This is a genomic window from Clostridium cellulovorans 743B (assembly GCF_000145275.1).
GTDB lineage: Bacteria > Bacillota > Clostridia > Clostridiales > Clostridiaceae > Clostridium_K > Clostridium_K cellulovorans.
Genome location: NC_014393.1, coordinates 1,328,845 through 1,341,871 on the forward strand (window position 1 = coordinate 1,328,845; position 13,027 = coordinate 1,341,871).

At 30.4% G+C, this 13,027-nt stretch carries 10 protein-coding genes; all 10 read left to right on the forward strand.

Translation table 11 applies throughout. The features are described from left to right. Positions 1-13 precede the first annotated feature (13 nt). Positions 14-2,143, forward strand: coding sequence for an AGE family epimerase/isomerase (locus tag CLOCEL_RS05505; RefSeq protein ID WP_010076292.1), 2,130 nt, complete (start codon positions 14-16; stop codon positions 2,141-2,143). A gap of 338 nt (positions 2,144-2,481) precedes the next feature. Then, on the forward strand, positions 2,482-2,961 hold the full coding sequence (locus CLOCEL_RS05510; RefSeq protein WP_010076291.1) for a hypothetical protein: 480 nt from the start codon (positions 2,482-2,484) through the stop codon (positions 2,959-2,961). Further along, entirely contained in the window at positions 2,951-3,817 is an 867-nt protein-coding gene (locus tag CLOCEL_RS05515) for a tetratricopeptide repeat protein (protein ID WP_010076290.1), read from the forward strand. Before CLOCEL_RS05510 ends, CLOCEL_RS05515 begins: the two co-directional genes overlap by 11 nt. A 23-nt stretch (positions 3,818-3,840) precedes the next feature. Beyond that, complete coding sequence (locus tag CLOCEL_RS05520) at positions 3,841-5,232, forward strand: ATP-binding protein (protein WP_010076289.1); 1,392 nt, start codon at positions 3,841-3,843, stop codon at positions 5,230-5,232. A gap of 325 nt (positions 5,233-5,557) precedes the next feature. Then, complete coding sequence (gene cysS, locus CLOCEL_RS05525; RefSeq protein WP_010076288.1) at positions 5,558-6,976, forward strand: cysteine--tRNA ligase; 1,419 nt, start codon at positions 5,558-5,560, stop codon at positions 6,974-6,976. A 179-nt stretch (positions 6,977-7,155) separates the two neighbouring features. After that, positions 7,156-8,286, forward strand: a complete 1,131-nt coding sequence (locus CLOCEL_RS05530) for a DUF2920 family protein (protein ID WP_010076286.1) — start codon at positions 7,156-7,158, stop codon at positions 8,284-8,286. Positions 8,287-8,513: 227 nt separating this feature from the next. After that, entirely contained in the window at positions 8,514-9,080 is a 567-nt protein-coding gene (locus CLOCEL_RS05535; RefSeq protein ID WP_010076285.1) for a hypothetical protein, read from the forward strand. Between the two features lie 260 nt (positions 9,081-9,340). Beyond that, a complete protein-coding gene (locus CLOCEL_RS05540; protein WP_010076284.1) occupies positions 9,341-10,975 on the forward strand; it encodes an ABC transporter ATP-binding protein in 1,635 nt (544 codons plus the stop codon). A 124-nt stretch (positions 10,976-11,099) separates the two neighbouring features. After that, positions 11,100-12,191, forward strand: a complete 1,092-nt coding sequence (locus tag CLOCEL_RS05545; RefSeq protein ID WP_010076283.1) for a PRK06851 family protein — start codon at positions 11,100-11,102, stop codon at positions 12,189-12,191. Positions 12,192-12,319: 128 nt separating this feature from the next. Then, on the forward strand, positions 12,320-12,979 hold the full coding sequence (locus CLOCEL_RS05550; protein WP_010076282.1) for a suppressor of fused domain protein: 660 nt from the start codon (positions 12,320-12,322) through the stop codon (positions 12,977-12,979). The last annotated feature ends 48 nt before the right edge of the window (positions 12,980-13,027 follow it).

Below are 13,027 nucleotides of genomic sequence, written 5' to 3' on the forward strand. Positions count from 1 at the left end.
TAGGAGAATTAAAATGGACAAAATGCATTTCCCTTTTTCAGATACAATTTCAGGATACGTAACAAAATCTGATTGGAGCAAAGACACTTTTACTATGAAAACTTCTGATGGACGTGAATTTGATGTAAAGCTTACTCCAACAGTTTATGCAGAAGTTGTTAGGAATCTAGGTGAACCTTATATAGATTGTACAGGTCAAATTAGAGATTTACTTGTTTCTGAAAGATTTTTACATGTATATGGTGTTTTCTACCCAGAAGCTGGCACATATAATTTTGAAGCAAAACATATAGTTATATTTGATGAAGATGTACAGAAATTTAGATTTGAAGAACAAGATTGGTGGGTAAAGCAGATTACAGCTTTAGGTGACTTTTATTTAAAAGCTGAATTTAATGATGGCGAAGTTGATTATAGCAAATATCAAACTAATTTAAATCTTGAGGGAGAAGAAGTTGGGGATATTAAACGCCAAGAAACCGATACTATCTCTAGACTTGTTTATGGTTTTGCTACAGCTTACTTGATGACTGGTGAAGATCGTTTCATTGAGGCTGCTGAAAAAGGGACAAAATATTTAAGAGATCATATGCGTTGCGTTGATGAAAATGAAGCTGCTGCATATTGGTATCATGCAGTTGTTCTTCAAAAGGATACAGAAAGGAAAGTATTTGCTTCAGAGTTTGGTGATGATTACGATGCAATTCCAGCTTATGAGCAAATCTATGCCTTAGCTGGTCCAACTCAAACGCTAAGGGTAACTGGTGATGTGAATATAGCAAAAGATATAGAAATGACCGTTAACTTTATGGATAAATACTTCCTTGATACTGAAAAAGGTGGATATTTCTCTCACGTAGACCCAATTACCTTTAACCCAAGAAGTGAACGTCTTGGCAAAAATCAATCAAGAAAGAATTGGAACTCAGTAGGGGATCACGCTCCTGCATACCTTATAAATGCATATCTAGCAACTGGCAGTGAAAGATATAAAAAGATGCTTCAGGATACTGGAAATACTATAACTGCACATTTTGGTGATTATGAAAACAGCCCTTATGTTCAAGAAAAATTCCATGAGGATTGGAGTCATGATTCTACTTGGGGATGGCAACAAGATCGTGGAGTTGTTGGACATAACTTAAAAATTGCTTGGAACCTTATGAGATTAAACAGCATAGAAGAAAATGAAAAATATGTTCAGTTTGCAAAGAAAATAGCTGTTGAAATTCCTAAGGTTGGATATGATAAACAACGTGGCGGATGGTTTGATGTAATGGAACGTAAGCTTCATGAACAAGAAGAATTCCATCGATTTGTATGGCATGATAGGAAAGCTTGGTGGCAACAAGAACAAGGGATTCTTGCTTTCTTGATTTTACACGGAATATTAAAGGACGAGGAATATTTAAAATATGCAAGAGAATCAGAAGCCTTCTATAATGCTTGGTTCTTAGATACTCAATCTGGTGGAGTATATTTTAATGTATTAGCAAACGGTCTTCCATATTTAGTAGGTGATGAAAGATCAAAAGGAAGCCATTCAATGAGTGGATACCATTCCTTCGAGCTTTCTTATTTAAGCCAAGTATACACTAATCTCTTAATCACTAAAAAGCCAATGGACTTATATTTTAAGCCATATCCAAATTCCTTTAAAGATAATATTTTACCGGTATCACCAGATCTTCTTCCAAAGGGAAGCATAAAGATTGATAAGGTATGGATTGATGGCAAGGAATATAAAGATTTTGATGCTGAAAATTTAACTGTTAAGCTTCCAGAAAGTGATGAAAGATTAAAGGTTAAAGTAAGTTTAATACCTACCTCAGGAATTGGAGGCTTTGATGCATCTATTGATGAGAAGGGTAGAGAAATTAAAATTACTTTATCAGGTGCTATGAACAGTTCTATTTTAGCCTCCTTTGGTAATACCTTAAAAAATGTTGTAAGAAAGAATCCTATAAAACTTGTTTTTGTAATGGAAGAGGTAACTTCAATTACTCACGACGTAGCAAGAGAAATAGTATTCGCTTGTCAAAAATTAGAAGAAAGTGCTGTAGTTGAAATTATAGATGCTAACAATGAGATTAAAGCTGCTTTTGATGCATTAGAATTTTCAGAAAGAGTTAAATTTATATAATATACAAAAGAACCTTGTAAATAATTAATATTAATGAAAATTTACTTCTTAATCAAAAATTACAAAGAAAAGTTTTAGTTCTAGCCATAAAACTTAATCTTTAGCCCGCAGATTTCATTTATAGAGATTTGTGGGTTATTTTTATAGAGAATACAAGGAAGCTGTTCTAAAATTTTTATTTAAAATTCAAATAAGAGATATTATAATTAATGTAGCTAATATTTCATATATTTATATATTTTAGAATTGCCCTAGAATAAGAAAAATGTTGATGATTATTTACTGGGTTATGTGAGATAATATATAGGACATAAAATTATTGCGAAGGGGAGAAGTGAATGAGAAAAGATCTTTTCAATGAGACCTTAACAGAAGCTGGTGAGAATAAAATAGAGATTTATGATCTTCAAAAGATGTTCTTTGTAGCATTTTTAGGAGGTATAATACCTACTGCTGTTCTTGGAATCCGTGATGCAAAAAAACTAAAACTTAGCAAAAACATAATGATACTATTAAGTGTTTTAGCAGCAATAATACTTATCGGTAAATTAGCAATGTACATAAAATTTCTTGCTAGTGGAGTACAGGTTAATAGGACAGATTTTAAGAGTGGAAGATTATATAGTAAAATAGCTGTTATAATTTTTTATTTGATATATTACAAATTAATTAAAGATAAATACCATACTCATATAGCAATGGGTGGAAAAATAAAACCTATATTAAAGGATGCAATTATTTGGTCCCTTGTTGGAGGTTTAGCTGAAATGATATTTGTTGGGATATTTGTAGGGGGAAGAATGATTTATGGAAGCTAAAGAAAGGTTATATAGTCAAGTATCACATTACATAGAAATCAATAGATATGAAAAAGCAAAAGAAAGCTTATACGAGATACTTGCTATAGAACCAAATTCTCCTAGAGCATTGTTCCTATTAGCTGTTTGTTTATATAATATAGATAAATATGAAGAATCATTTAAGGTTTGTGAAGAAGCACTAAGAAATAATTACAGTAGAGAAGAGTGTTATTTTTTACTGGGGATTAACTATGAAGCCTTGGAGAAATATCCACAAAGTGAAAGGAATTTTCTAGAGGCTTTAAGGATTAATCCACAATGGGCTCAGGTAGTTGCTGCATATAGTTTATTGATGCTTAGGACAGGGAACCATAAAAAAGCAGAAGAACTTATGAAGGAGGCGGCTAGATTAGATCCAAACGGAAATGAAATTATGGATTATAAGCTTAGATATTATTACTATGTAAATAATAAAGAAATGCATAGTGAAGCCTTAAGAAAATATATAAGAGATTCATCGGATGAAATAAAAAAATTTTTACATTTATCTATTAATGACCTTCAGAAAAAAAACTATAAATCTGCAAAAGAAAATTGTAAACAAGCTTTCTTATTAGATCCAACTAATGAATATATTTTGTTATTACTGAAGAAACTTGATTTTCAAAGCAGCAAATGGTATATGCCTATAGTTCTAATTGAAAAAGTAGGTGGTCCAGCTGTGCTATGGGTTGCAATGATAGTAACTTTATTAATTTTAAGAACCTTAAAATTATATTCATTAATGATAGTGGTTGCAGGGATTTACATACTTTTATGTTTATATTCATACGTAATAAGCTTTATATATAATAGGAAAAATTTAAAAATATAAGATATGTGATTATAGGTGGCAATGTGGATAAGATAGATATAATTAATAAGATAATTGAAGAAGTACCTTTAAGCCCATATGCTTGGTATTTGCTTGGTACAGAGCAACTAGAAAAAAATATGACTGGAGATGCGCTTGTTTCCTTTTCAGAAGCGTTAAAATATTGTAATGATAATTTGAAAATAGATATTTTTAACAAGCTAAGTAATTTGAGTAACAATAATAATGTTAAACAAGAAAAGGATACTGTAGATAAGCAGACCATAGAAGAGAATTATAAAGTCAATGAAGAAGCCAAAGGAAGTCCTAATGAAGAAAGTAATTACATAAAAACCGATAATAAAGCTGATGAAGGTAATTATGGTAAAAGTAATTATAATGAAGATAATTACAGTGAAGGCAATTATGATAAAGGCAATTACAATGAAGATAATCACAACGAACATAATTATAGTGATGGTGATTATGATGAAGAAATTGACGAGAAAAACAATGTGATTCCTTTTGACGTTTTCCACGGTGGTGGTGATAATTCAAAACAGAAGAAGAATGAAGAAAAAGTAACCTTTGAAGATGTAGGGGGACTTGAAGATTTAAAAGAAACTATTACAATGAAAATAATAAAGCCTTTCATAAATCCAGGAATTTTTCAAAAGTTCAATAAAAAATCAGGTGGAGGAATTTTGCTTTACGGACCTCCTGGTTGTGGAAAAACTTTTATAGCAAAAGCTACAGCAGGTCAATGTAAGGCTAGGTTTGAAGCTGTAAGTATTACGGATATTTTAGATCCGTACATAGGTATGAGTGCTAGACATATGAAGAATATCTTTGATAATGCTAGAGAACACAAGCCATGTATTCTCTTTTTCGATGAAATAGATACTCTTGCCTATAGTAGAATAAAGATGCAATCAGAGCATTTACGATCCTTAATAGATCAGTTTCTCTCTGAAATGGATGGTATAAATATCAATAAAGATAAACTCCTTGTAATTGGAGCTACAAACATGCTTTGGGATGTAGACAATGCTTTTAAAAGGCCAGGGAGATTTGATAAAACAATTTTTGTACCACCACCAGATGAAAAAGCTAGAGAAATTATATTTAAGTTAAAGCTAAAGAATAAACCTGTGAAAGAAATAGATTACAAAATATTAGCTAAGAATACAGAGCTATATTCTGGTGCAGATATAGAAAACGTAGTAGAAGTAGCTACAGAATTTGTAATAGATGAGATTATTAAAACTGGAGTAGAAAGAGAAATTACTACAAAGGATTTGATGAAGGCAGTGCAAGGCACAACTGCCTCCACTAAGGAATGGTTTAGAACTATGAAAAATTACGTTAAATATGCCAATGAATCAGGACAATATGATGATGTAGAAAAGTTCATAGATAAAAGCAGAGGCTTATAATATAGAAGTGTAGGAAGTTCATAAATAAAAGTAAGAGCTTATAGAATAGGTATAGAAAAGTTCATAGATAGAAGCAGAGGCTTATAATATAATTATATAAAGAAGATTATACATAGATGTATAGAAAAAAGTTACAAATAAAAGCAAAATTGTGCAATATAATGGTATAGAAAAGCTTATAAATGGCAACAAGGGTTTATAATATAATAGTATAAGTTTATAACTAAATATATAGGTTCTAAGACAGAATTATTTTATTAAGTAATTATATAAAGTTGACATAGAAATATAGATAGTTAAAGACATCTGTAAAGGAGAAGAAAGAGTGAAGGATTTTAATTTTTATAATACGCTAACTAAAAAAGTTGAGAAGTTTATACCAAATGAAGAAGGAAAGGTGAAAATGTATACCTGTGGACCAACAGTGTATCATTATGCACATATTGGAAACCTAAGAAGCTATATCATGGAGGATATATTAGAAAAATATCTAAAATATATAGGCTACGACGTAAAAAGAGTTATGAACATTACTGACGTTGGACATTTAGCTAGCGATGCTGATGTTGGTGAAGATAAAATGCTTAAGGGTGCAAAGCGAGAAAAGAAAACGGTATTAGAAATAGCTAAATTTTATACTGATGCATTTTTCGCTGATTGCAAAAAGTTAAATATCGATATCCCTGAGATTATAGAGCCTGCAACTAATTGTATAGAAGATTTTATTAATATGATTTCAGAACTTTTAAAAAAGGACTATGCTTATATAGCTGGTGATAATGTCTATTTTGATACATCAAAGCTTGATAGCTATCATGTTTTATCAAATCAAAGCGAAGAAGAGCTTATGGTTGCAGTTCGTGATGATGTTGAAGAAGATACAAATAAGAGAAATAAGAATGACTTTGTACTTTGGTTTACAAAATCCAAATTTGATGACCAAGAATTAAAATGGGAGAGTCCTTGGGGCGTAGGATATCCAGGCTGGCATATTGAATGTTCAAGTATCAGTATGAAGCATCTTGGTGAATATATAGATATTCATTGTGGTGGTATAGATAATATTTTTCCACATCATACAAATGAAATCGCTCAAAGTGAGGCTTTTGTAGGACACAAGTGGTGTAATTATTGGTTCCACATTCATTATTTAAATGATAAAACAGGAAAGATGAGTAAATCTAAGGGTGACTTTTTAACAGTTTCACTATTAGAAAGTAAAAATTACAATCCATTAATATATAGAATGTTCTGTCTGCAATCTCATTATCGTAAACCATTAGTATTCAGCTATGAAGTATTAGATAATGTAGTTAGTGCTTATAACAAGCTTATAAAACGTGTTGGAGATTTAAAAGATGAAGGAGAATTAGACCAAGCAAAAGTAGCAGAGTATACAGAGCAGTTTACTAATTTCTTGGGAAATGACCTAAATACAGCTTCTGCATTTACGGTTATATATGATTTGCTAAAGGATGACATAAGCGATAAAACAAAGTTACATTTAGTAAAAGATTTTGATAGAGTATTATCTATTGGCTTAACAAATATTGATAACAATAAAATACAAGAAATAGATAAAGACCTTGAAGAATTTGTTACAAGTAAAATCGAAGAAAGAAATGAAGCTAGAAAAAGAAAAGATTTTGCTAGTGCTGATGCTATAAGACAAGAACTTCTTGATAAGGGAATTGTAATTAAAGATAGTAAAGAAGGAACTACTTGGGATTTAATAAATAGCTAAAATAGTGATTTAAAATATAAAAAAGTAGAATGTATAAAGATATATGAGGAAAGAAGCTGTTTCTAAGGTATGAAAAATACTTTAGGGACAGCTTTTATTTTTATGAATAATATTACTAAGCAAATGGAGAGTATAACAGTATATGTGCTACTAATTATTGCATCTGAGGAGGAAGAAAATTGTCTAAAGACTATGAAATTCAGGTAAAAGGACACAAAAGCATTTATGCAAAGGAAGCTGAAAGTGATACAAATGCTTCTAGGAAAATTAAAATATACTTTTCTACTCCAAGTTATGAAATGAACGATGATACAGGGGTTTTGCTTTTGATTTCTGGGTTTGGAGCTAGTACTAACTCAAAGGTATATAAAAAGATGAGGAAAGAATTTGCGGATAAATATAATTTGGTAACTATACAATGTGATTATTTCGGTAATGAGTTTATGCAAACGGAATTTTTAAGTGGGAATTATTCTCTGCAACAGATAGATTTAAATAAGATGAAGAATAGTCTTTCTGAGGAAGATTATAGTAGAATGTTTGATGAAGGGGCATTAGTATTAACGCAGCTTTTAGACGTTAACTTTACACAGGAAAACACTATTGTTTTAAAAAAGATTCAAAATGAAAGTATACATAATTTCAATGATATGGGAATAATGCAAGCTATAGACAATATAACAGCAGTCTTAACTGTATTAGCTATTATTTATAATAATAATGTTAAAATAAACACAAAAAAGATTATAGCTATGGGACAATCACATGGTTCATATTTAGGATATCTAAGCAATAGACTTTGTCCTAATTTATTTCATTATATTCTAGATAATTCGGCTTGGGTGTATCCAAGTTATATTGATGGTGGAAGAAGTTTGGTAAGAAAAAATGGAAATCTCACAATTGTCACAAATTACGAGTATTTTGCCAAGAAAAATAATATTTCTTTTAAGTTTTTAGATTTAAAGAGAATGTATCAGAATTTTAATAATCAGTGCAAAATAGTATGTTATCATGGTGCTGAAGATCCACTTATTACTTTGGAGAATAAGCAGAGCGCAGTGAAGGACATAGAAAATCTTGTATTCAATAAGATAACTCCTGAGAAAGTAGATGGAAAGGTATTTACTAATTGCGTCCATGGACTAGGAGCAGATTTTCTTAATTTATTTGATACCTTTTATAAGAGTTATGTTGAACCAGAAAAATCAAAGGGAGATACCTTGGAATTTGATAATTATGTAGAATTTCAACAATTATCTATTGATTATACATCTGGATTGCCAGTTGTAGAGCTAAGAAATAGTTAATAGTTTAAATAATATTAGCTTAAATAAGTATTATAGTATAACAAGCTTTTACCAGGTGAAAGTATTATAAGCAAAACAATACAATAAGTTAAAAAAGTATTACAAGTTAAAAAGCTATAAGTTAAAAAATATTACAAGCTTAAAATATCATAAGTCAAAGATACTACAAGTTTAGAATATTATAAGTTAAAAAAGTTACAGGCTAGAAAAATGTAAATGGAGGAACTATGAAGAAAAAAATATTTTTAAGTGTATTTATCGCTATAGGGATTTTTGCAGGAGGATGTAGTAATGAGAATTCTAAGGAAAGTACGAAAAATGAAGTCAATCAATTGATAGATACAACAGATAATACTAAAAATAATGATAATAATTCTGAGGATGCAAATAAAGCGCAAGAAAACTTAAAGGTTCAAGAAATTTGGAGTGGTAATTGGCAAAAAGGTCAAGGTGGAACAGAGGGAGCATCTGGAGCAATTACTATATCTGAGGTTAATGAAAAGCAATTTAAATTTTCTCTAAATGCTTCATTTGTAACCAAATCCAAGGATGCAGAGGGCAAAGAATTTTTGAATCCCCATGAAGGTCAAATTCAAGGAATAGCCTATCTTAATTCTAACAGTGAGGCCTACTACACAGATAAAGAATTTCCAGATTATAAGATGATATTCACAAGTAAAGGCAAGACTATAAGTGTTCAGGAGGTTAACACAAAAACTAATGATGATTACGGTAGCTCACCAAATGCTGGAGTAAATGTGAGATTTTCTGGTGACTATTCAAAAAAACAATAAGCATATTTGTTAATAGTATATTTTCTAGTAAGTTTCATTGATGTTTTAGGATTAGCTACTATTTGTTTATATACGATAGGATTTTTGATGGACAGTTCCAAAATGAAAGTTTACATATTCCTCAAGTTGGAATTGCCATCTTGTTTTTTAGTAGGCATATCTCCATTAATTGTGAATTTAGTATATTTATCTCTAGTTTTTTAATATCTTCTTCTATATAATCAGTATATACATAATTGTTTTGGAAGGGAATGATAAATATGGGTAAGCTAAGTAACCTGCTAAAGCTGAAACCTTTTATTAAAAAATATTATTTGATTTTCTGGGCTGGAATCGTAGGTATGATATTTTGTTCTATTATAGCTACTCCAGTTCCATACATAATAGGTACAATAATGGACAAGGTGCTTATTGGAGAGAAAAGCTATAAGGAGTTTTACATTTATATTGGAGTAATAGCTGTATTATATATTTTAAGATACATAATAGCTATTGCATCACAATATATGTTTGTAAAAATCAATAACTTAGTAGTTAATGAAATGAGATATACTGTAATGGAAAAGGTAATAGCTTTACCTATGAACTATTTATCAAATACGGAAAAGGGGTATGTGCAAAGTAGAATAGCTGAATGTAGTTCTATTGGAAATGTTTTTTCGCCTGGAGTTGTAGGAATATTTTTAAGTATATTTGATGCAGTATTAGCAATCGTGACGATGTTCTCTATAAATTATAAATTGGCAATAGTAATTTTAATTTTAGCACCAATATTTTTCTTTGCATCAAAAACTTCAGCTGAGGGTTTTATGAAAAGCACAAAGGATATGTTAGAATCCAGTGCAATTTTAAATGGAGAATCTTTTGAAATAATCAACGGTATCGAGGATATAAAAGTTCTTAACGGAAAAAGACAGCATCTTAGTAAATTTAAAAGCAGGCTTGGAGAAGTTATAAAAAGTAGTATAAAACAAAGTAAATCGATGATTTTATTTATAGAGAATATCACAGCTATAAATGACTTTGGATCACTTTTAGTATTATTTATTTCAGGAATAATGATTTTAAAAGGGAACTTCACCATAGGACTTTATACTTCATTTTCTTTGTATATGGCAAAGATTTTTTCTTGTACTCAAGGGTTAGCGACTATAGGAACCACCTTAAAGCCTGTTTGTTTGAGTATTGAAAGGTTATATGAACTTTTAGATATGAAGGATGAAAATAGTGGTAGATCTGAAAAGTTAAATGGGAAAATAGAAAAGATTAAGTTTGATAATGTTAATTTTAAATATAATGAGAATTCAAAAGAAGTTTTAAATTCTCTAAGTTTACATATAAACAAGGGTGAAAAAGTTCTGATAAAAGGAGAAAATGGCTCTGGAAAATCAACGATTATTAAGTTGTTGCTTGGTTTATATACTCCAGCAAAGGGACAAATATTATATAACGATATAGACTCAGCAGTTATAGATATTAAGAGTATAAGAGAAAGAATAAGCATTGTATCTCAGAATATATTCTTATTTAAAGGAACTGTATTAGATAATATATTGTACGGGCAAAACGAGAAAAATCGTAAAGATGTAGAAAAGCTTATAGATCAATTAAAGCTCCAAGAATATATAAACAGATTTCCGCAGGGTTTAGATACAGAAATAGTTCAGAATACTGCTGGGGTTTCTGGGGGACAAGCTCAAGTTATAGCTTTTATTAGAGCGTTACTTTCTCAGAAAGATGTGATAATACTAGACGAACCTATTTCAAATGTGGATGCTGAAACAAGAGATATAATCTTAGAAATTTTAGAGAAAAGAGATTTCAATGGAATCTTAATTGTTGTATCTCACTTTATCGAGGGAATGGATTTTATAAATAGAACTATAGAAATATAACCCCATGGCTAACATGGATATATCAACTTAAAAATATAAAATTATGGCTATAAGTAACTTAATAGTGAAGCCTCTCATAAAATAATTATGGGTAAAAAAGGATGAAAGCGTAGGAGGATAAGCTATGGGTGCAAAACATTTTTTTGTTTGTGGAAATACAGCTAAGGGATTCTGCAACCTTTTTAACGATAATATAAAAAACTTAAGAAAAATATTTATTCTAAAGGGTGGTCCAGGTACAGGAAAGTCAACTCTAATGAAAAAAATAGGGACTGAGATGGAAAAACTTCAATATGACGTTGAATATATACATTGCTCATCTGATCCAGATTCTTTAGATGGAGTTCTTATTAACAAGTTAGGTGTAGGAATTGTTGATGGAACAGCACCTCACGTTATTGAACCAACAGCACCAGGTGCTATTGAAGAGTACGTAAATTTAGGAATTGCTTGGGATACGGATAAACTAGCAGTTCGTACAAAAGAAATACTAGAGATACAAAATAATATAAAGCCCTGTTATGAAAAAGCCTATGAAGAGTTTGCTAAAGGCTTAAAGGTTCATGATGAATGGGAAAAAATCTATATTGAAAATATGGATTTTTCAAAGGCCAATAAATTTACAGAAGAAATTATTAAAAAGTTATTAAGTGCTATTCATTTAAATAAAACAGCTTCTATTAAGCATCGTTTCTTTGGTGGTTCTACACCTTATGGTGCAATGGATTTTGTAGAAAATATTACAGAGAATATTGCAAAACGTTATTTTATCAAGGGTAGACCAGGTACAGGTAAATCAACTATGCTAAAGAAAATATTGAAAGAATCCGAAAGCAGAGGAATAGATACAGAAGTTTATCATTGTGGTTTCGATCCAGATAGTTTAGATATGTTACTTTTCCCAGAATTAAGTCTTTGTATATTTGATAGTACAGCACCTCATGAATATTTCCCACAGCGTGATGAAGATGAGGTCATCGATATGTATAAGGAATTAGTTAAAGATCAGACAGATATAACTTATGAGATTGAACTTACAGACATTGTTGCTAGATATAAAGCTTGTACAAATGAAGGAACCAAACATCTTGCAACTGCAAAAACTTATCATGATGAATTAGAAAAATTTTATATAGATGCTACTGACTTTAAGAAAATTGATAAAATTTACGAAGAACTCTATGACAAAATTATGAAATATCATAAAGAAGTATAAAATCATCATTTTAATTGGTATTATGTAAAAATACTATGGTTAATCCAACACAAAATAGACATAGTTAATGTGGATTGGATAACAATAAAAATATAACAGAGAGTAAAACACCAAGGGAGATTTTTAAAATGACATTAGATGAATATATGATTCACTTAAAAGAAGATCAGGGTTGGGCACCAGGCTGGGAAAGTATAGATGGAGAGTTTGAAAAAATTTATGGAAACCAAGAGGCGGAACATTTTGCAACAAACCTTACAGCACGTTCACTTTTGGGAGGAAATGAATATTTAGACGGATATAGTATATATAAATCTCCCAAAGGATATAGACATATAGTAACTTATGGTTTAACAGAACTTTATGCTGATGAAAAGGCTTTTGGAGGAGAATATAGTAAGTGGGGGTACGAAATGACTGTAAAACTCCTAGCAAAGGATACGGAGGAATGTATGTGGGCAATTAGTATGTTAAGTAATCTTGCTAGGTATACTTTTACTTCTCAAAAGTATTTTCAGCCATATCAATATATAGCAGGTAATGGAGAGCCTATAAAGATTGGCTCAAATTCAAAGATAACTGCATTGGTAGTAGTTAACGATACGGAATTAACTACTATTGATACAGTTCATGGGAAAGTAGGCTTTATGCAGCTTGTTGGTATTACTGAGCGGGAATTAGAAATCATTAAGGAAGATAGAGCGCAGGTTTTTGAATTAATCGAACTGATGAAAGAGGATAATCCCATGTTAGTAATAGATTTATCGAGGACTAAGAGTTATTTATAATAACATGAAATAATAACTATAAAGTTATAATGACAAACTCAAAGCTAC

Coding starts and splice junctions, on each gene's coding strand:
- CLOCEL_RS05505 (WP_010076292.1), top strand. CDS start 14: ATGGACAAAATGCATTTCCCTTTTTCAGATACAATTTCAGGATACGTA.
- CLOCEL_RS05545 (WP_010076283.1), top strand. CDS start 11,100: ATGGGTGCAAAACATTTTTTTGTTTGTGGAAATACAGCTAAGGGATTC.
- CLOCEL_RS05515 (WP_010076290.1), top strand. CDS start 2,951: ATGGAAGCTAAAGAAAGGTTATATAGTCAAGTATCACATTACATAGAA.
- CLOCEL_RS05510 (WP_010076291.1), top strand. CDS start 2,482: ATGAGAAAAGATCTTTTCAATGAGACCTTAACAGAAGCTGGTGAGAAT.
- CLOCEL_RS05550 (WP_010076282.1), top strand. CDS start 12,320: ATGACATTAGATGAATATATGATTCACTTAAAAGAAGATCAGGGTTGG.
- CLOCEL_RS05535 (WP_010076285.1), top strand. CDS start 8,514: ATGAAGAAAAAAATATTTTTAAGTGTATTTATCGCTATAGGGATTTTT.
- CLOCEL_RS05540 (WP_010076284.1), top strand. CDS start 9,341: ATGGGTAAGCTAAGTAACCTGCTAAAGCTGAAACCTTTTATTAAAAAA.